This is a genomic window from Paenibacillus oryzisoli, from assembly GCF_001653565.1.
In the GTDB taxonomy this organism is placed as follows: domain Bacteria; phylum Bacillota; class Bacilli; order Paenibacillales; family NBRC-103111; genus Paenibacillus_E; species Paenibacillus_E oryzisoli.
Window position 1 is genome coordinate 259,684 of the sequence record NZ_LYPB01000076.1, and the last position, 20,897, is coordinate 280,580.

The 20,897-nt window shown below is 44.1% G+C and carries 13 protein-coding genes, 1 pseudogene and 1 riboswitch; of the genes and pseudogenes, 13 read left to right on the forward strand and 1 reads right to left on the reverse strand.

Annotated elements, in window-relative coordinates; translation table 11 throughout:
* The first annotated feature begins 44 nt into the window (after positions 1 to 44).
* From A8708_RS22275 to A8708_RS22285, 3 genes and pseudogenes are all read left to right on the forward strand, one after another.
* Entirely contained in the window at positions 45 to 6,662 is a 6,618-nt protein-coding gene (locus A8708_RS22275) for an Ig-like domain-containing protein (RefSeq protein WP_068667495.1), read from the forward strand.
* 148 nt (positions 6,663 to 6,810) lie between these two features.
* Positions 6,811 to 9,138 (forward strand): right-handed parallel beta-helix repeat-containing protein, encoded by a 2,328-nt coding sequence (locus A8708_RS22280; protein WP_068667496.1) that lies wholly within the window; start codon positions 6,811 to 6,813, stop codon positions 9,136 to 9,138.
* A 39-nt stretch (positions 9,139 to 9,177) separates the two neighbouring features.
* Positions 9,178 to 9,515 (forward strand): annotated as a pseudogene (locus tag A8708_RS22285) (VOC family protein).
* Positions 9,516 to 9,813: 298 nt separating this feature from the next.
* Here A8708_RS22285 and A8708_RS22290 read toward each other — a convergent pair.
* Positions 9,814 to 10,692 carry a LysR family transcriptional regulator gene (locus A8708_RS22290; protein ID WP_068667497.1) on the reverse strand — a complete coding sequence of 293 codons (879 nt, stop codon included), beginning with the start codon at positions 10,690 to 10,692 and terminating at the stop codon, positions 9,814 to 9,816.
* Between the two features lie 109 nt (positions 10,693 to 10,801).
* On the opposite strand from A8708_RS22290, the gene A8708_RS22295 reads away from it, so the two are divergent.
* The 10 genes from A8708_RS22295 (at position 10,802) to A8708_RS22340 (ending at position 20,728) form a co-directional block, all read left to right on the forward strand.
* Positions 10,802 to 12,082, forward strand: coding sequence for an adenylosuccinate synthase (locus A8708_RS22295; RefSeq protein ID WP_068667498.1), 1,281 nt, complete (start codon positions 10,802 to 10,804; stop codon positions 12,080 to 12,082).
* 149 nt (positions 12,083 to 12,231) lie between these two features.
* Positions 12,232 to 12,642 (forward strand): hypothetical protein, encoded by a 411-nt coding sequence (locus A8708_RS22300; protein ID WP_204787611.1) that lies wholly within the window; start codon positions 12,232 to 12,234, stop codon positions 12,640 to 12,642.
* Positions 12,643 to 12,667: 25 nt separating this feature from the next.
* A complete protein-coding gene (locus A8708_RS22305) occupies positions 12,668 to 13,123 on the forward strand; it encodes a RidA family protein (protein ID WP_068667610.1) in 456 nt (151 codons plus the stop codon).
* 172 nt (positions 13,124 to 13,295) lie between these two features.
* Positions 13,296 to 14,927, forward strand: coding sequence for a hypothetical protein (locus A8708_RS22310; protein ID WP_068667500.1), 1,632 nt, complete (start codon positions 13,296 to 13,298; stop codon positions 14,925 to 14,927).
* A gap of 59 nt (positions 14,928 to 14,986) precedes the next feature.
* Positions 14,987 to 15,064: riboswitch (ZMP/ZTP riboswitch) on the forward strand.
* A 56-nt stretch (positions 15,065 to 15,120) separates the two neighbouring features.
* Complete coding sequence (locus tag A8708_RS22315; protein ID WP_068667501.1) at positions 15,121 to 15,963, forward strand: bifunctional 5,10-methylenetetrahydrofolate dehydrogenase/5,10-methenyltetrahydrofolate cyclohydrolase; 843 nt, start codon at positions 15,121 to 15,123, stop codon at positions 15,961 to 15,963.
* Positions 15,964 to 15,987: 24 nt separating this feature from the next.
* Positions 15,988 to 16,518, forward strand: a complete 531-nt coding sequence (locus A8708_RS22320) for a DUF6886 family protein (RefSeq protein ID WP_068667502.1) — start codon at positions 15,988 to 15,990, stop codon at positions 16,516 to 16,518.
* 39 nt (positions 16,519 to 16,557) lie between these two features.
* A complete protein-coding gene (locus tag A8708_RS22325) occupies positions 16,558 to 17,346 on the forward strand; it encodes a PhzF family phenazine biosynthesis protein (RefSeq protein WP_204787612.1) in 789 nt (262 codons plus the stop codon).
* A 17-nt stretch (positions 17,347 to 17,363) separates the two neighbouring features.
* The gene (locus A8708_RS22330; RefSeq protein ID WP_068667503.1) at positions 17,364 to 18,569 is read left to right on the forward strand and encodes a macrolide family glycosyltransferase; all 1,206 of its coding nucleotides are present in this window, start codon (positions 17,364 to 17,366) and stop codon (positions 18,567 to 18,569) included.
* Between the two features lie 347 nt (positions 18,570 to 18,916).
* On the forward strand, positions 18,917 to 19,624 hold the full coding sequence (locus A8708_RS22335) for a leucine-rich repeat domain-containing protein (RefSeq protein WP_157264955.1): 708 nt from the start codon (positions 18,917 to 18,919) through the stop codon (positions 19,622 to 19,624).
* Positions 19,625 to 19,861: 237 nt separating this feature from the next.
* On the forward strand, positions 19,862 to 20,728 hold the full coding sequence (locus A8708_RS22340) for an MBL fold metallo-hydrolase (RefSeq protein ID WP_068667505.1): 867 nt from the start codon (positions 19,862 to 19,864) through the stop codon (positions 20,726 to 20,728).
* Positions 20,729 to 20,897: the final 169 nt, after the last annotated feature.

Genomic DNA, 20,897 nt, shown 5'->3' on the forward strand with positions numbered 1-20,897 from the left:
TTTACTTCCGGGAACAACATTACACAAGAAAAGGTGGAGGAATAATGAGTAGAGTCATCGCGAAGTCCAAAATTGTATGCGCTTTCTTGGTGTTTGCCCTACTGGCAGGTCTTTGTTTACCAGTAGCGGTGCCTAACGTCATGGCAAGCTCGGACGATGTATTCGTCGAGAATTTTGATACAAATACGCTGGGTGTTAAGCCCGCCAACTGGACCGGAAATCCGCCAGCAGCCGATGCTCCTGCGCCAGTTCCTTATATCGCTAAGGCAACTGTCGAGAATTTAGCTGATTACCCCTCGCCATTGCTGAAGTTCGAGAAGAACGGCAAATCAACGGGTAATCTCCAAATCGAGCGCGCTTTCGCAGGTGCGAGCAGTCAGTCGGTATTTACTTATAAAGTGAGAGCGGAACAAACGTCAGGGACCGTGTATTTGCCATCACCCAAAAGCGGAGCAACCGCCATGGCTAAGTTCGCGATGAATGGGGGGAACTTCCAATATATGAAGAAAGGAGCATCGACTTGGACGACCATTCAAGCTTTTACAAGTGCCACTTGGTATGAGGTGAAATTGCTTCTCAATTCAGATACGGATACGTTTGATGTCTACATTAACAATGAGAGGAAACTCACGAATGAACCAATGGCGGAAACAGGATCAGTAACTTCCTTTTATTTGGGATTGTACAAGGATACAATTGGTACGGCTTACTTCGATGATTTTCATATTTATTCGTATGTCCCAGCTATCTCGGTTGCTGTTACGCAAGCGGTTTATGAGATGAATGTGGGTACAAGCCAACCGCTAATCGTTATTTTCACACCTCCAACAGCAACGAACCAAAGTTTGACATGGTCATCCAGTAATACAGCGATCGCAACGGTTACGTCAAATGGTGTGGTGACAGGGATAGCACCGGGCACAGCGAACATTACGGCCAAAGCAGCAGACCAAGTTCCGGATGCGACCTATGTCGTGAACGTGAACGGAATAACGCCGGTAAACGAGGAAGCAGGAGATCTCTTATCCCTACCATTTGATGCGGAAACAACGGGGTCCAAACCAACGGCTTGGAAAGTACCGGCACCATCTGCGGCGGTTAGCCCTGCTCCTGATCCATATATATTGGCAGCAACGATAGGTGAACTCGCAGGTTACCCAGGCAAAATGCTGAAGCTTGAGAAAAATGGGAAGTCTACCGCATCATATAATATTGAAAAAACAATTACAGGTGCAAGTTCTAAAGTAACCTTAACGTACAAATTTCGAGGGGAACAAACGGATGCCGTCATCTATTTGCCTTCTCTTAAGAGTGGGGCTACTGGTAGTTCTGCATTGAAGTTTGCATTAAATGCAGGACAATTCAGCTATATGAAGCAAGGAGCAGCAGCTTGGACGAATATTCAGCCGTTCACAAGTGGTGAGTGGTACGAAGTTAAGCTTATGCTGGACACCGATGCGGATGTCTTTGATTTTTATATTAATGGCAATCAGAAGTTATCACGTGAGCCATATGATATTGGTGGCGTACCCTCTGTGATGTATTTGGGGGTGTATAAAGATAGTATAGGAACAGCTTTCTTCGATGAGTTTCAAATGTATTCCTATCACCCTGCAATAAGTGCAACTATGAGTTCTGTCGAATTCAATTTGGCGAAGGATGCTAGTTGGCAGTTACCACTCCTGTTTATACCTGCAAACGCTACTGTACAGAGTGCCATATGGACATCCAGTGAACCTGCCATTGCTTCAGTAGATAACAAAGGTGTTGTACTGGGGCTCCAGCCAGGAACGACACTCATCACAGCACAGCCTTATGAGAATATTCCGCAAGTCTCCGTAACTGTCCACGTCTATGAAGTGCCAATTACTGGGATTTCAATTGCAGCTGTCACAGGTGCCGTACCTGTGAGATCCAGGCAGTATCTGCAAGCTACACTAACTCCTGTGGGAACAACCGAGGCGCATATTGTTTGGGGAACAGCGAATGCTGCCATAGCAACCGTCGACAGCTATGGTGAACTGACTGCGATTGGAGCCGGTACGACGACCGTTTATGCAACGAATAAGGAGGGAACGATTCAAGGACAGACGAATGTGACTGTCGTGAACAGATCCGTCGCGAATGACTTGTACGTTTCGCCAACGGGCGATGATACGAATCCGGGGACATTGCTTGCACCTTTTAAGACAATTCAACGGGCGCAAACAGCTGTTAGAGGGCTGAACGCTAACATGCAGGGCGATATCAACATCTATTTACGTGAGGGTACTTATACATTAAGCGATACACTTCGGTTTAATGAGACAGATTCGGGCAGTAACGGTTATTTTGTAACCTACCATAGTTACCCAGGTGAGCATCCGATGATTAGCGGAGGACAAACGGTTACGGGATGGAATCCGTTTGACAGTGAACAGCATATTTATCGGGCATTCGTTGGTACGAATTTTCAAACCAGGCAGCTCTACGTGAATGGTGTACGTGCGATTAGAGCACGTAGTGAAGGCGGATTAATTAACGCTGCCAAAACAGCTACGGGGTATACATCTGATGATACTATGCTGGCGAATTATCATCGCATCGGCGATCTTGAAATGGTGTTCAATGACCTCTGGTCCAATTCACGTGTGAAAGTTGAGTCAGTGAATGTGAGTGGCAGCAAAACGCAGATAACGATGAAAAATCCCGGATGGACAGCATCTTCCGTTCGTGGATTATCGTCGGTAACGGTCCCCGTTTATTATGAGAATGCATATGAACTGCTTGATCAAGAGGGAGAATGGTACTTCGACCCATCAGACGGATATCTCTATTATAAGCCAAGAGCTTGGGAGGATTTAGCTACGGCTCAAGTCACTGCACCTGTTTTGGAACAACTGGTATCGGTCATTGGGCAATCAGCGGATCTTCCTGTGCGCAATCTTCAGTTCCAAGGGTTGAAATTCATGTATACAACATGGATGAGACCGAGTACAGATTGGGGACATTCGGATGCACAGAATAACTATTTACGCTATGCAGGAACGCCTGACGAGCTTCCAGATGCTGCTATTGAAGTTGAGCTCGCGAATACGGTTAATTTCATCGGCAATGATTTTGCTAAATTAGGAATTACAGGATTAATCATGCAAAATGGCGTACAAAATAGTTTGATCGAAGGGAATCGCTTCTACGACATTTCCGGGAGTGCGATATCTGTAGGGCAGCCGATTTCGAATGATCGTCAATATTATAATCCTGCAGATCATCGTATGGTGATGAAGAATAACGATATCCTGAACAATTTAATTTATGATATTGGGATTGATTTCAAGTCCGCTTCCGCGATTTCGGCTGGGTATCCGCTCGATATGGACATCAGTCATAATGAAATTTATAACATTCCGTATAGCGGCACGCATATCGGGTACGGGTGGGATAAGAATTTTGACCCCGTAACCAAGAATATCAAAATTCAAGACAACATGATCTATGACTTAATGGGCAAAGGGGTTCGCGATGGCGGCGCCATCTATAGTCTTGGCACTAATGGCGCCAATCCGCAGGATAAGAATCTTGTATCCGGCAATTATATTCGTAATCAGATGGATGATAGTGCCGTGTTATATGCAGATCAATCATCTGCGTATTGGCGATATGAGAACAATGTCATCGACTTGAAAGAATCGAAACCATGGCATGGTTCTAAGCGGTGGGCGCAAGCATGGACGAATCTTATTCATGATCTTGATTTTGTAAATAACTATACGACGGAAGCCTATTACGTGAATATCGGAATTAACAATACGTTCGAAGGAACGAAGGTAGTACCAGATGCGAATTGGCCTGAGGCTGCGAAGACGATTATTGCGCAAGCGGGGATCCAGCCAGCCTATCAGGACTTGCAGGCAGGTATTGTGAGTCGATGGTCGACAGAGCGTCTTAGTCTCAATGTCGGATCCACAAGTACGGTTAAAGTCCTTGCCCATAACGGCAAAGACCAGCCCCTCAGTCTAGAAGGCAGTCAGCTTTATTATAAATCCAAGAATTCTGACATTGCTACGGTTGATGCACAAGGGCAAGTAACCGGGATTTCGACAGGCAGTACAAAGGTTGTTATCTATATCGTGAATGGCGCAGTTATGCGTGAGCTTGAAGCGGATATTTATGTCGGTGATGTGTTAACGGATATTCGATTAACTGACACAACGGGAAATATCGTACATGTGGAACAAGGGACGACTACCGTGCTTCATGCTTTTGGGAATACGTCATTCGGCAATCGGACAGAGTTGGATCATGTGACCTTTACTTCATTAACACCTGAAATTGCAACAGTGAGCAGCGATGGCACACTAACAACGCTTCAGGCAGGTTCAGCAGTCCTCTTGCTGAAAGGTGATTTCCTAGGCCAGCAGCGGGAAGGTTATTATTATGTGAAGGTTTGGAACAATACGACTAAAGATACTTACAAGTTGCGTAAGGAATTAGGTGATTTGGATAGCTGGTATGTGTACCCGACAGCATTGAATAATGTGCAGAGTGACACAGACAGTATTACCATTACGACACCGAATAGTGGTCACGCCGTGTATCAGGGTCGTACATTTATGAACGAGTTTATAGATTTTAATTTGAAAATCAATGCAACGAGTAGTTGGTATGCGCTTCTTTTTGGCAAGCAAAGCAATACGCTTGGGTATAGTCACGGAGATGAAGATAATTATCTCATGGTGGTTTCCGAATCAGGCATTGAGCTTCAGCGCTACAATAAAGCCCAACGAACGGTGATATACGGTACGATTGCCAATTATACAAGTCTGGCAGGACCAGCCATTCCGAATACAATGCTTCCGTTCAATCAGGAGCGTCATCTCGAGCTTGGGACATTTAATGAAGCCGATGGTGTTCGCATTATTTTAAAAGTAGATGGCGTCGAAGTGTTTAATTATTTGGATACAGCCCCACAAGCCATTCGTCAGCCAGGATATTTCGGACTTGTTTCGAGGAACGGCAGTATGACATTCTCTAAAACCGATGACTCTGCGCAACCGATCGTTGGTTTAATCATGAATGGAGCAGCAGAGATGGTAGTTGGCGAGACATCGCATGCCACAGTGAAGGCTATGGATGACACTGGTGTGATCATCGTGCCAGCCACAGGGGTTACTTACGAAAGCGATCAACCCGATGTTGCAAGTGTTGGCGCGGATGGCATGGTTGAAGCCGTAGGGCAAGGTACTGCGCATATAACCGCTGCGTACGCGGGGTTAACGGCGACATTTGAACTGGTCGTTCGTGCGGAGGAAGGAACTACGGAACCAGAAAGAGAGCCAACAACGGAACCAACAGAAGAGCCAAATACAACCCCGAGTACGTCAAGTCCTGCGTCTGGACCATCTGCTCTGCGTGAGCAGCTGTGGACGGAGAGTGAGCAAGGCATTTTGTTGGGAGCCGATGGACGAACTACGACGGTGCAAAACTACCCTGATGGTACTAAGGGACAGCTCGTTCGCATCTCGGCAGATGCACTAACCCAAGCGTTGGATAGTCTGAAGGGGGCATCAAAACAAATTATCATTGTACCCGCCACAGGCGCAGTTGGGGGAAGTGGAACAACAGTTACGCTGCCGAGTAGTTCACTCGTGAAAGCAGCTGAGTCAAATCCCCAGGCAGTGCTTCTTATTCAAACAGAGGGAGCTTCATATAGCTTGCCATTACAGCTCCTTGATCTTCATACAATAGGGAAGTCGTTAGGAGTTACACAAGATGGGATCCAAATTTCAGTAACGATTAAAGCAGTCCATGGGGAGCAAGCAGCGAAAGCTAAACAAACGATGCAACAGCTCTCTGCTAAATCCATTTCGGATATGATCGAATTTCAGGTGTTTGCCGAAGGTGCAGGTCAATCCATTGAGTTGAAAAACTTCAACCAATATGTGGAACGAAGTCTTGATTTGCATGACACTATCGCTGCGAATGAAGTAACAGCCGTGATGATCGATGCGAGCGGGCAATTAACCTTTGTCCCGATGATGATCAAGCAAGTGGGTGGGGAGTCGGTTGCGGTACTCAAAAGAAAAGGAAACAGCGCCTACTCGGTTATTCAGTACAGCAAAACATTCGCTGATCTCGCCCATCACTGGTCCCGTTCAGATGTGGAACTCCTCGCATCTAAACTGTTGATTAAGGGAAGAAGCGAGGAAGCTTTTGCACCAGATCAACCTATTACTAGAAGTGAGTTTGCTGCTTTATTGGTTCGTGCACTTGGATTAAACGAATACACAGAAGGAGCAAAATTCAAGGACATCTCGCCAAGCGAATGGTATGCAGGAGCAGTAGGAGCAGCTGTACTCGCTGGTCTTGTAGATGGCATGTCTGAGAATGAATTTGCCCCAAGTGCAACAATAACCAGGGAGCAAATGGCCGTCATGATTATTCGTGCGTTGAAAGTAGTTGATAGCAATACCCCGATAGAAGAGGCATCTTCTGTTCTTCCTTTCAAAGATGCAGCTGAAGTATCCACATGGGCGCTTCCAGCCATCAAGCAGTCTGTTGAACTTGGTTTATTGCAAGGTGTAGATGGGCAACACTTCGCATCTGCTAAACCTGCAACACGCGCAGAGGCTGCTCTTATTTTGAAACGGTTTTTACAGCATGTGAAATTCATAAACGAATAACACACCTACACGTCCGGCGGAACTTGCTACAGTTTCGCCGGATTTTATATGACAAGGGAGGAGGAAATTGAAGTAAAGAAAAGTAGTAAGTGAGTAAGAAAGTGAGTCAAAATGTATGCGGTTACATTTTTGATGGGAGGATGTTCGTATGAGATCTCAATTTGTAGTACGTTTCTTAACTATCTGCATATTTTTGTTGGTTTCGTTATTTGTCTATAAAGGTTCTACGGTCCAAGCTGCAATTCAAGCAACCTATTATGCTTCACCAACTGGAAGTGGAACGATTTGTTCACTAGCTTCGCCATGTTCGCTTAGTGGCGTAAGAGATAAAGTACGTACAGTGAGTACCAGTATGACGGGCGATATTCAAGTCTTCTTGCGAGGAGGCACGTATACGCTGAGCACGCCATTAACGCTGGATTACAGGGATTCCGGATCAAACTCATACCGTATCATCTGGACGAATTATAATAGCGAAATGCCAGTCCTAACTGGCGGTCAATCGCTGACGGGTGGATGGACTATACATGATGCGGCAGCTAATATTTATAAGAAAACAGGGGTTACTGCAGAATTCCGACAACTGTACATGAATGATGTTCCAGCAACTCGAGCTAGAAAACCTAATGTAACGAGTCCAGACACCTTCGCATCGTACTACGATACGATTAGTGCCGATATTACGAATAAACAGTACAAAATCAATCTAGCAGAAATTAGCAACTGGGCTGACTTTAATCAAGTCGAAATGGTTGTTCAACCCCATTGGTACCATAATCGATTGCGGCTATCCTCTTTCACCACAGATACGAATTATGCTTATGTTCGATTCCTTTCTCCTGACCAAGATCATGCTTTCGATAAATCAGCTCCTAATTATGCCTCGAATGCTTACTATTTTGAAAATGCCTATGAATTTCTGGATGCGCCTGGCGAGTGGTACCTGCAAACGGGAACGGACACGCTATACTACAAGCCATTAAGTGGGCAAAATATGTCAACGATTCCTGTGACCATCCCTGGACCAGATGTCTTAATGAATGTTGTCGGAACCGCAGCAGCTCCTGTCCATCATCTAACCGTGAGTGGGCTTAACTTCACCTATGCAGGTTGGAAAAGCCCAGGTTCGAACGGAGTCGTCATGACGCAAGGGGCTAATCCATTAAGTGGGCCTGTCGTGCCAGGCGCTTTGCAGATAACGTATGCTAATGAACTACGCGTAATCAATAATACGTTTCGTCATTTAGGCGGTACTGCACTCAAGTTGGGTAACGGACTAAAAGATAGTCAAATCGTGGGAAATATCATTGAAGATGTTGCGGCCAACGGCATCGAGCTAAAGTCACCTAAAAACGCAAGTAGAGATGATCTCACTGAGCGCGTGCTAATTGGCAACAACACGATTACGCGTGTCGGTCAACACTATACGAACGGTATTGGGATTGTTGGTTACTTTCTGAATGGCGTCGTCATCGAGCATAACGATATTTCATATACCCCTTATATGGGTATTCAAGTCGGCGGACAAGGCGGATGTAATTGTTCCACCGGAATGGCAAATAATCGCATTCAATACAATGATATTCACCATGTGATGCAGGTTCATGACGATGGAGGGGCCATCTATTTGCTTGGTCGGCAGCCAGGTACTTATGTTTTTGAGAACTATGTGCATGATATCGCCAAAAGCAGTTACGCCATGAGCTCTCCCGTAGCAGGCTTATATCTGGATAACTACAGCGAGTTTATTACCGTACAACATAATGTCCTTGCTTCGATCCAGACAACCACAGGTGCGTATTTAACCTATGAGCAAACAGGGATTGGTGCTATGAACAATCAATGGGTCAATAATAGTACACAGGATGTTTCGGTCATCAATCAAGCTGGGACGGCGCTGAGTTATGTGGAACCGATGCTGGTACGATTGGATGCTAATTTTAATGGGGAAGCGACAGGAAGTGCACCTACGGGATGGTCGATTACGAATGGCAACGGCTCTGTAACAACGGCCGAAATCCCATCTGCAACGGACAAAAGTGTGTTGATCGCAAAAGCTGTTTCAACCACATCATCGATGGCGAATAAAACGTTGGCCACTTCTGTGAGTGGAATTATATCAGTCAAAGCGAACATTCGTGCGGAACAAACCTCCGCGTGGAAAATGGCACCATACATTGTTGATAGTTCTGGAGTTCAAGCTGTTTCAGTTGGATTCGATGGCGGTTACATCAAAACGTACAACGGCTCAACCTTGACTGCCGTTCAGCCATTTACCGCAGGAACTTGGTATGAGTTACAGGTCGTAATGGATACGAATACGGATCTTTTTGACCTTTATGTCGATGGCATCAGACTCGTAACAGACGCCAGCTTTCGTAATCCAGTGACACATATAAGAACAATTAGCTTTGGTATTGGCACGGGTCATATTGGCAGTTTTTATTTGGATAATGTTCAGGTATTTGCTCCGTAATATGACTTATATCATTTAGAAGGAGGGATAATTTAGTATATGAATATAGGAGCGATTAATCATCTGCTATTTTCAGTGTCGGATTTGGAGGAGTCGATTGGGTTTTATCAGAGAAGGAATTACCTCGTCAAGACATTCGTTATTCGTATACGCATATGGCCTTTACGATAGCTGAGCAATATTTCGATAAGCTACTTGAAAAACTACAACGATTACATGTACATATTCTTCCTGGGCGAAATAGAGACGTGAGAGACAAACAGTCCATCTATTTCACCGAACCTGATGGACATAAATTCGAGTTCCATACGGGGTCAATGGCAGAACGACTAACCTATTACAGAGAGGATAACACGCATATGATGTTTTTTGATTGAATCCAATAGGTGAATCTAGGGACTATGGGGCGAGATAGTCGTTGAGATTGGAAAAAAAACGACTTAGGGAGAGCGAAAGCTTAAGTCTCGCTTCCGTAAGTCGAAATAATCGACTTAGGGAGAGGGAGAGCTCAAGTTTCGCTCACGCAAGTCGAAATAATCGACTTAGGAAGAGGGAGAGCTCAAGTTTCGCTATCGTAAGTCGAAATTATCGACTTAGGGAGAGCAAATGCTCAAGTTTCGCTCACGCAAGTCGAAATAATCGACTATCCCCGATTCTAGGTGCCCCGGCCTGCGATCAAGGCAACATCTCGAGGAAAGACTTCGATGCTGCCGACATGGGAACGCCACGAAGTGTGGCAATCCCGATTTGACGCGTAGGGGGTGGAGATGCTAAGGGAATTTCGATGAGATCGCCAGCGGCAAGTTCCTCACCTACGTAGTTGCCGATGACGAAAGCGAGGCCGAAGCCTCGTTTGGCGAACTGAATAAGGAGATCGATGCTGCCGAGCTCGAACTCAGGTGTGAGGGATACGCCCTCTGAGGTGGCGAAATCATCGATAAAGCGCCGCGTGCTTGCCCCTTTTTCCAATAACAAAAGGGGGTATTTGTATAAATCCTCAAGGGATACCGGGCTTTCTGCCAAATGGGCATAGGCCTTCCCGCCGACTAGACAATCTTGAATTGCTGTACTTTCACGAATGTCAATTTGTTTGTCAGATGCTGGGAGAGAGACGATGCCGAAGTCGATTTTACCCTCTTTGAGAAGTGTGATAGTTTCAGGTGTTGTACGGTTCGTAACACGGATTCGCACACCTGGGTATTGCTCATGAAAAGCTTCGAGATAGGGGAGGAGATAATACTTGCACAACGTATCACTTGCCCCAATATTAATTTCTCCGCTTTGTAAGCTATGCATGTCTGCGATAGCTTTTTCGCCAATTTTCATAAACTGAAATGCCTGCTCGATGTACCGAAATAACACTTCCCCCTCCACCGTGAGCGTGACTCCTTTGGCCGTCCGAAAAAAGAGTTGACCAGCGAGCGCGGCTTCCAATTGCTTAATGGTATGACTTACCGCGGGTTGAGTAATATGAAGCACTTCAGCTGCCCTCGATAAACTTCCCGTAAGCGCTGTCCAATAAAAGACCCGGTACCATTCTAGATTAACATCCATTATCATTACCTCGCTTTATATCTGGTATTACTTATATCAATTATTCTAATGCCATTAAGGCAATTATAATAAGCTATGTGAGGCAAAACAAGTGTAGGAGGCGTTAGATTTGGCGGTAACGGCGATAGTTGGTGCAAATTGGGGAGATGAAGGTAAAGGGAAGATGACGGATGTCTTAGCAGCACAATCTTCTTATGTTGTTCGCTATCAAGGAGGAAGTAATGCAGGGCATACCATTATAAATGACTACGGTAAATTTGCACTGCGGATGTTGCCATCCGGCGTGTTTTACGACCATGTTACGAATGTCATTGGGCCGGGAACGGCACTCGATATCGATATCTTGTTGGGTGAATTAGATGAACTTGCAGCTAGGGGCGTGCCTAAGCCCAAATTATTAATCTCTGAGCGCGCGCAAGTTGTCTTGTCCGTGCATCGCCTCTTCGATGAACTTGAAGAAGAGCGACTTGGTTCGCGTAGTTATGGTTCAACGAAGAGAGGGATTGCGCCATTTTATGCAGATAAATATGCGAAGCTCGGCATTCAAGTTACCGATTTATTCAATGCAACGCGATTGAAGGAGCGACTTGAGCATCTGCTCACAGCGAAAAATGTCTTACTTCAGCATCTATATGGACGAGCAGCTATCGAGTCAGATGACCTATTAGAACAGCTGTTGAATCAAGCCGAACGCATAGCTCCCTTTGTGTATGACACCACGACACTGCTTCAAAATGCCGATGCAAGAGGAGAGCTTATCGTAGTGGAAGGACAGCTCGGTGCTTTACGGGACCCGGACCATGGGATTTACCCGTATTCGACATCGTCTTCGACGCTTGCCGGTTTTGCCTCTGTTGGGGCAGGGCTGCCGGCTAAATCGATCTCTGAAGTCATCGCTGTAGTCAAAGCCTACTCGAGTTGCGTTGGGGCTGGACCATTTGTCACGGAAATTGCGGGAAGTGAGGCGGAAGAATTGCGTCGTCGGGGAGGCGATGCCGGTGAATACGGCGTGAATACGAAGCGTCCTAGACGCATGGGCTGGTTCGATGCGGTTGCAACCAAGTATGGCTGCATGGTCCAAGGGGCGACAAGTGTCGTGCTAACCAATCTGGACGTATTAGGTTACCTGGATGAAATTCCAGTCTGTGTTGGCTACGAATTAGCAGATGGCACAGTTGTTGATCGATTTCCAGTCAATGCCTTCTTGGACTCGGCTAAGCCCGTTTTGTCACAATTGCCAGGGTGGAAATGTGATATCTCACAGATAACCTGTTTGGAGGAGCTTCCAGAAGCAGCAAAGAGCTACATTCAATTCGTTGAAGCCGCTATTGGCGTGAAGATATCAACGGTTTCTGTCGGACCTAGACGTGATCAAGTCATTTCATGCTAGCTTCTGCTCGTTTTAAATAGCCGCCGCGAGGTGGCTTTTTCTAAACTGTGATAGGATAAATGGGGAGCGGCTTGCAACTTAATTGAATTGTCACCGTCTATTGAAGTAGGATGTTAAAAACTGGGTGTTACGTAAACCTAGTGTGTTGTATGAAAACAACTAAATTCAATAAACGAGGCGATGCTATGAGATGGTTGATAACGCTAATGCTACTGGGTTGCGTTAGTTGTTTGGCTGGCTGCTCTGCCTATGCACTACAACATGATTTGAGCAGTGAAGTGAGACTTCAGCAACAAGAGGATGTAAAGTTGAACGTTAAGCAACTGTTGCGTACTGAATTAGAAAAGGACAAGGATATTTCAGTTGGTATTAGTAAACGAATCATTAATTATAAGATTCATGATGACATTGGGATTGTAAAAAAGGAAAAAGATACCTACTTTATTGTCAAGTATGACATTTTGCCGGCTTCACTGGAGTTCATTATTGTTGGTGGCGGTGAAAGAACCGAAGATGGCTGGATCAAGAACTGTGTGCGTTATGTGACTCTTGAAGAATAGATACATATGGGAGGATCTATCTATGATGGAACACACGATTGCTCAAAGATTAGAAGCACTTGGCATTATACTGCCTACAGCAAGTGAACCAGCAGCGAAGTATATGAATTATGTGAAAGCGAATGGACTTTTATTTGTATCAGGCAAGGCGCCATCTGGCAATCCAAAAGGTAAATTGGGGAAGGAATATACAACACGAGAAGGATATGACTTTGCGAGATTAACAGGGATCGAAATTCTTGCTGTTGTGCAAGCTGCATTAGGTTCTCTGGAGCCTGTTAAACAAGTCGTCAAACTGCAGGGTTTCGTGAATGCCCTCCCAGAATTTGAAGAGCATCATGTGGTGCTGAATGGATGTTCGGATCTGATGTTGGATGTGTTTGGTGAAAAGGGGAAGTCTGCACGATCGGTTTTCGGAGCTGTATCACTACGAGATAACTTGCCGATTATTGTGGATTCTATTTTTGAAATAGAGGATTGAGAACTTGTTTTTATTACAATGAATGAGCGATCCATGATGCAAATGATGGAATCGCTCTAATTTAGGTAGTGAAGCAGATTGGAATCAATGTTATCATTGGCATGTATATTTATTGAACGAAGGATAATTAATATGTGCACGATCTTATCAATAATGGAGGAGGAATTAAGTTTTGAACAAAGCAAGATGGAAGCTGCTTACCTATGTACCTTTTCTAGCTATCATCATCGTTATCGGAATCATTCAGTCATTCATGTTGGCCAATGAAAACGTCAAGCCATATCCGGAACCTTTCGGCCGCGCAACAGAATTGCCAGAGTTGGCAACCTATGGTGAATCCGTACAAGTGATTGAGGAAGGCGTATTCACGTATCTAGCAGGAAAAACAATTGCCTTCAACTCCCTTGATGAAGAAGGGCGAAACGGTGCAGAGTCTAGACCCTTACCTGATACTGGTGTATTCCAAGGCTATAAAATGATAGATAAGAATCATATTCTATGGATTGGGGACGGCAATCAATTATATGCCAGTGAGTGGAAGAATGGGTCATGGAGTCCGAAGACCACACTCATTGCGAATGAAATCGATCATCTCCAAATGGTTATAGGACCCCATGAGGAGAACGTTCTGCTAGCTTACAATGAATCCATGCTGTATGTCGGTGAATTCCATCCGAATGTCAAGATGACTTGGACGAAACTTGATATCGGGAATATCAAACAAATTCAAGGTGTATGGGATGCGTCGGGCAGCGGCATTTCTCTTGTATACGCGATTAGTCAAGATGGCAAGGAGTCTTTTCATTATGCGAAGCTTGCAAAATCAACCTGGATGCCACAATTGCAATTGAAGCTGAAGGATATAGATAATGCGACGAGTAGTTTGGATGAAATAGCCCTAGCCAGAGATGGTTCAACATACATTACCGCATATACGACAAGCTCACGTAAGTCAGGCAAAAGTACCTTACATAAGATCACTTTCCCATCTGATCAGCCAAATATGTTGCAAGATGAGGTCATTAACCTCCCTGTTACGAAAGGAATCGATTCTGATACGATCTTGCATCCATCGTTTATGAAGCTGACTTCGAACGAAGTAACGCTTGTGGTTTCATCGGTATATGAGAAAAATCGGCGTCAAACGAGTCAAGAGGTGTACAAGGTAGATTTTAAGGATGGCAAGATGTTAAAGGCTGAAAGGGTTAGCCAATTCGGTGGTTTTGCCGTATATCCGACTTATGCCTCATATATGGGAAATGCATTTGCTGTATGGTTGGATGCTGTGAACGAGGGGACGTATCGTGTCTACTATGCCACCGATCAGATTGCTTATCAAGAGCGATTGAACAGTCTTCGTGCAGCGGATGTGCAAGAGGCAGCCGGTAATTTACCGCTGTTTTGGGGAATTGGCGTACTCACTGCCCTCATTAGTTTGAAATGGATTCTGTTACCTGGACTCTATCTCATTGTGAGTAGTGTTTTCTGGCAATATCATTATGACGAGCACGCCAAGCGGCACTTTGGAATAGCCATGGCGATGTATCTCATTGTCAAAGCACTATTCTTAGGCGATTATCGTAAACCCATAGCTCTGCAGGTGATGCCGGATTTCTTGCAATCGGTGTGGTGGAGCTTGGTGTTGCTTCTTCTGTTTGCTGGAATTTCCTATGTACTAACCCGATTATGGAGAAAAGGTTTGACTGAACGAAATGTTGGGCTTGAAATGTTCTATTTCGTAGTCCTTGATGTTTTCATGACGAATATGTGGTATTCCTTCTTTATGTCTCCTGCTGCCTTGTAACGATTTTCGTGCAAAAGAATTGAAATGAATGACATTCATTGTTAGAATAGAAGGATGAATAAACGTTGTGTGACTGGCGGAGCATGGGGAACCATGAGGGAGCACATCGATAACAGCCGTACGCCTGGGCAAGAGGTAAGGGGAAATCCCCTTACCTCTTTATGTTTGATCCAAACTTGAGAGGAATGATAAGATGACCGCGCAAACCGTAATCTTGGAAGTTAATCGAGTGGCAACAGACATGAAAGAGGCGTTGAAAAGTAGAATTGATATATTAGCTGAGAAAGGAATCGTTCCTTGTTTGGCTACGATTTTGGTAGGTGGTGATCCGTCTTCCGCCACTTATGTCAAAATGAAAGGGAATGCTTGCAAACGATTGGGTATCAAGTCAATTCGAATTGAGCTTCCAGAACACATCTCGACTGAAGAGTTGATTGCTGAAATCCAGAAACTGAATGTGGATCCTAGTGTCCATGGGATACTGTTACAACATCCTGTTCCTCAGCATATTGATGAGCGAGCTGCATTTGAAGCGATTCGCATCGAAAAAGATGTAGATGGCGTCACGACGCTTGGTTTTGCTCAAAATGCCTTCGGCTTTGCCAGCTTCCCTTCTTGTACGCCAGCGGCGATTCTTGCCATTATGGACTATTACCAGATTGAAATGGAAGGCAAACACGCTGTTGTTATTGGCAGAAGCCCGATTCTCGGCAAACCCGTTTCCATGATGTTGCTTCATCGGAATGCGACCGTAACCATGTGTCATTCGAAGACGGTGAATTTGGAAGAGATGGTACGATTAGCGGATATCGTCGTAGCGGCCGTGGGGAAACCGAACTTTATACAAGGGGATTGGATTAAACCAGGAGCCGCCGTGTTGGATGCGGGGTATAACGCAGGCAACATAGGGGATGTTGATTATGAGGCGTGTAAGGATAGGGCATCAGCGATTACCCCTGTTCCTGCAGGCGTCGGGCCTGTCACGATAGCTACGTTGTTGAAACATACGGTTGATGCGGCAGAGAAGTTAGCGTAGCCTAGGTCGAGAAGGGGGAGTACGATGAAATTATTTCACGTCAGTGAAGAAAAAGATATTTCGATTTTCAACCCTAGACTGCCTTCAAGAAAAGATCTGGATCCAACCGTTGGATTAGTATGGGCGATTAATGAAAAATGCTTTTCCAATTTCTTAACGCCTCGGAATTGTCCGAGGGTAACTTATTATGCGAATGAGGCAACCACGGAAGAAGATAGGAAGCACTATTTGTCTTCAAATGTCATGCAGCATGTCGTGGCGATTGAGCATAAATGGTTTGAAATTATGAAGAATACAACCTTATATGTGTATGAATTTGATTCATCGGATTTCTATGAGCAAGATCTTGGAGCGGGTTACTATGTAAGTGAGCAATCCCAAGTTCCCATCCGTCGGTTTCAAATAAAGGATTTATTTAATGAGCTTTTTCAAAGGGGAATCGAAGTCCGGCTTCTTGCGAATTTGTGGGATTTATGTGATAAAATTGCACAATCGAGTTTTCAGTATTCCATGTGCCGGATGGGCTTTGCCGAGCAGCGGTTAACCGAATCGTAGACCATATTTTTCGGAAATATAGTAGAAATGGAGGGGATTATGTTGACTTTAACCATCTACGTTATTGATGCTTTCACAGATAAAATATTCAATGGAAATCCTGCTGCTGTTTGCTTAACTTCAGAACCGCTTGAGGAAGAGTTAATGCAGCGAATTGCTTCGGAAATGAATCTGTCAGAAACAGCTTTTATGTTTCCACAGTACAACGGATATTCACTTCGATGGTTCACACCTAGTTCTGAAGTGGATTTGTGTGGACATGCGACATTGGCAAGTGCGCACATGCTGTGGGAAACAGGAAATTTACCTTTGAACCAACAAGCAAGTTTCTATACCAGAAGTGGACTTCTAACGGCAATAAAGCATGATTCTTGGATTCAACTTAATTTTCCGTCAGAACCAGTGATTGCTTGTGAGTATCCGTCAGAATTAATGGATGCACTCCATATTCAACCTGTATTTGTAGGTCGAAATAGATGGGATTATTTCATTGAAGTTGAATCGGAAGATATCGTTAAGAACCTAAGTCCTGATTTCTCTTTGTTGCAGACGATTCAAACAAGAGGGATTAATGTGACAAGCCGGTCGCAAGCATATGACTTTGTTTCGAGATGCTTTTTCCCAGCGGTAGGTGTGAATGAAGACCCTGTAACAGGCTCATCTCATTGTGGTCTTGCACCCTATTGGGGCGAAAAATTAAATAAAACAGAAATGTACGCCTATCAGGCATCCGCAAGAGGCGGTGTATTACAAATTAGTTTACAGGATGATAGAGTTCTTATGTCTGGCCAAGCAATAACGGTTATGAAGAGCGAATTGTTCATCTAGCATAAGGAGATGTAGAAATGGCGCGCGTTTTATTTATCAATGTTGGATCTGAGGGACATATTAATCCGACAATTGGCGTAGTGCAGGAGTTGGTTGCACGTGGCGATGAGGTTGTCTACTTTTGCATAGAAGCGTTTAGGGAGCGTATCGAAGAGGCAGGTGCAATTGTACGGACAGTTGATGGACAAAAGTTTATTAAAGCCTTTATCTCAGGTGGAAGAAATCATTTGCTCGAAAGAGTCAACGGTCTTCTACTAACCGCAGATATTGTGATCCCAAGCGTGCTTGAACAGATTAAGGATGAACACTTTGATTATATGATCCATGATGCCATGTTTGGTTGTGGTCGTATACTGGCTCAGCTGCTTAAGCTTCCAGCAATTAATTCTTGTACGTCTTTTGCACAGTCAAATGAATCTATCGATCTAGAGTTAGAACAATTTGCAACTAATGTCTCTGCGGAAATAGTAAAACCTATTGATGATCAGTTTCACAAACTGACGTTGATGATGAAAGAGAAATACGATGTAGACATCGATTCTCCGTACGAAGTTTTGTGTAATCCAGCACCGCTTACACTCGTTTATACCACAAGGGAATTTCAGCCAAATGGTGAATCTTTCGATCAGACGTATCAATTCGTAGGACCTTCCATCTCAACACGGGTATACGCAGAAAGCCCTGATTTCAAAGAAATCCAAGTGAAGAAGCCCATATACATTTCATTGGGGACTGTGTTTAACCGATCTCTTGATTTCTATAAGCTTTGTATCGAGGCCTTGGGAGACACGGCACATACCATTGTTATGTCCATTGGAAATACCGTACAGTTATCTGATTTAGGAGAAATACCTAACAACTTTTTCGTGAAACCCTATGTTCCACAGACGGAATTGCTCCCCTACACGAAATTATTTATCACACACGGTGGCATGAATAGTGCGCATGAAGGTCTGTATTATGGGGTTCCGCTGATCGTAATCCCACAAGGCGCCGACCAGCCGATGATTGCTGAGCAAGTTGAACGCATCGGAGCAGGCATTACGCTGCAGATGCCAAGTTTGCAGGCCAATCAACTAAGGAATGCCGTGGATCAGGTGTTGAGCGGCACCTCCTTTTTACCTGCCGTCGCTAGCATACAGGAATCGTTTCGAGAATCAGGCGGGTATCGTCAAGCTGTTGATGAGATAGTGGCATTTAAACGACATTATGGAATTAAGTGAAACAAGACCCCAGCACATGTGCTGAGGGTCTATTTAATATGCCAAACAGAATCCTAATTATGGTAAAATGAATGATGATTACTTTATTTGGTAGTTGAGAGGAGAAATGCAATTGCCCATGTCTGATGAAACAAACAATGAAATACTGGTAGAGTTAAAGAAAATAAACGAAAAACTGGATCAATTACAATCGTCAAAAGGATTGTCAATGCCGATGAAATTCGTAGCCATAGTATTGGGTTTTGTAATAATTGGTCCTGCATTGACAATCATACTATCTTGGTTATTTCATTGATATTACCTGCTCAACTATCCTCAACACATCACGATTCAGAAAGGGGATTCCTATGATAAGGATGTATACCGATCCCAGAGGAGAGGCTTACAAGCAAGTTATCGATCTAGCGATACGAAACTCAGCGTGTTTTGTCCTAAGCGAAAGATTATGGCATACTGCAGAAGGGGCGGAGAAGCCTTACGCAAGTGTACTAGAAGCATTGCAACCTTACTTAGTGAAGACAATTATCATCCAACGTGAGAATATTGAAGATATTATCCGAGTCAAAGAATCTTATCGCAGTCATGCTTTCTATACCGCAGGAACGTATTATTTATATAGATGTTGTGATGAAAGCGGGAATCTACTGAAGGCGATGGCCAATAAGCTGTCTGATTGGAATTCCCCTAAACTTCTAGAAGATTTATGTTTCTTAAAAGAAGGTGGAGGAGATTTCCTCTACTCGATCGTACATGAACATACATATGGAATCGATGTAACAGAGGAAGAAGCCACGACTTTGATGGAGCAGATTACAGGACTATTTCTAAAAGTAGCGGCGCATTCAAACTTAGATCGTTTACTAGATGATGCTATTAAACACAAAACGGATTGGTTGTATATTAGTCGTCATCAACTAACCGAGTTACCTGACAGAATCAGGGAGCTTACCGAGCTAAGAGAATTGATTATATTTGAACGAGATCTGTACTACTTACCCGAAGGATTGTTCGATTTAAGTAAGCTCTTTAACGATCCAATATACTTCAATACGTGAGTTGCCAATCGAGCTCAAGAAGCTGAAGAAATTACGATTATTAAACATAGCTATGAATAGGATAGATGAAAAGCCCGATTTCCTTAACGAGATGGGATTGGGATTGATTAATGTAGCTCGAGATTCGTTGTGGGAGCCTGAGTGAATCTTCATATATGTGATAGACTAGATATTGGCTTTCCTTGTTCTTGCACTTATAATTGATTTAAATTTAACTATCATTGGAGTGTAGCAGACATGGGAGAACAACGTTTAAGACCGATTTACAATGCTGGTGAATCACTTTTGAAGGAAATTCAACGTACGAATGTGCCAGAGGATGGGGTAGCGATTTGGAGTCTAGGTCAGGCAGGGGCGCTGATCAAAGGCGGCAACTCAGACGAAGTTATCTGCATTGATCCCTATTTAAGTTACTCGATTGAATTGGAGAATCCGGATACGGAATTCAAAAGGGAAATTCCGCCGCCGCTAACACCGCACGAGCTCGATGTAAACATTGTGTTACTCACGCATTTCCATAATGATCACATGGATTTAACTACGATTAAAGGTGTTTCTGAGGCACATCCGGAGACCAAATTCGTTGCACCAGCGTCACATGTGAATTTGCTGCAAGATATCGACGTGGTTGCAAGCCGAATCATAGCTGCTAAGCAAGAACAAGTCATCACGGGACATGGTGTGACCATTACCCCTGTAGCGGGAGCGCATACAGCATATGAGACAGATCAGGACGGGAATCAAGTGTATTTGGGTTATTTTATCGAAATAAATGGCGTGAGAATCTTCCATACAGGCGACACGGTTGTCACACCGGAGTTGATTGCACATGCCAAGAAATTTCAACCTCATGTCACACTTCTACCGATTAATGGAGGTGATTATGCACGAACTTCCAGAGGGATTGTTGGCAATATGAACTTCCGTGAAGCCGCAGATTTCGGTGTTGAGATTGGGAGTGATCTTCTCATTCCAATCCATTTTGATATGTTTTCCAACAATCGAGATAACCCGGCTTACTTCGTTGATTATTTATTCCACACCTATCCAGCGCAGAAGTTCCATATGATGTCGGCTGGAGAGCGATTTATTTACTTTACATAATTGATATAGAATGTATGGAGAAAGGGCTGCCTTATGGTAGTTCTTTTTTTGTATTTCGTAAGGTGATTTTCTTAAAATAGATCATACATTTGTATAAATATAAGATCCACTTCGTGGTTATTTCTTGGTATATTAATTAAGGAGAAGTGAACTTATAAGCCGTTAGGGA

Coding starts and splice junctions, on each gene's coding strand:
- A8708_RS22320 (WP_068667502.1), top strand. CDS start 15,988: ATGAAATTATTTCACGTCAGTGAAGAAAAAGATATTTCGATTTTCAAC.
- A8708_RS22305 (WP_068667610.1), top strand. CDS start 12,668: ATGGAACACACGATTGCTCAAAGATTAGAAGCACTTGGCATTATACTG.
- A8708_RS22290 (WP_068667497.1), bottom strand. CDS start 10,692: ATGGATGTTAATCTAGAATGGTACCGGGTCTTTTATTGGACAGCGCTT.
- A8708_RS22340 (WP_068667505.1), top strand. CDS start 19,862: ATGGGAGAACAACGTTTAAGACCGATTTACAATGCTGGTGAATCACTT.
- A8708_RS22330 (WP_068667503.1), top strand. CDS start 17,364: ATGGCGCGCGTTTTATTTATCAATGTTGGATCTGAGGGACATATTAAT.
- A8708_RS22335 (WP_157264955.1), top strand. CDS start 18,917: ATGATAAGGATGTATACCGATCCCAGAGGAGAGGCTTACAAGCAAGTT.
- A8708_RS22300 (WP_204787611.1), top strand. CDS start 12,232: ATGAAAACAACTAAATTCAATAAACGAGGCGATGCTATGAGATGGTTG.
- A8708_RS22275 (WP_068667495.1), top strand. CDS start 45: ATGAGTAGAGTCATCGCGAAGTCCAAAATTGTATGCGCTTTCTTGGTG.
- A8708_RS22280 (WP_068667496.1), top strand. CDS start 6,811: ATGAGATCTCAATTTGTAGTACGTTTCTTAACTATCTGCATATTTTTG.
- A8708_RS22315 (WP_068667501.1), top strand. CDS start 15,121: ATGACCGCGCAAACCGTAATCTTGGAAGTTAATCGAGTGGCAACAGAC.
- A8708_RS22325 (WP_204787612.1), top strand. CDS start 16,558: ATGTTGACTTTAACCATCTACGTTATTGATGCTTTCACAGATAAAATA.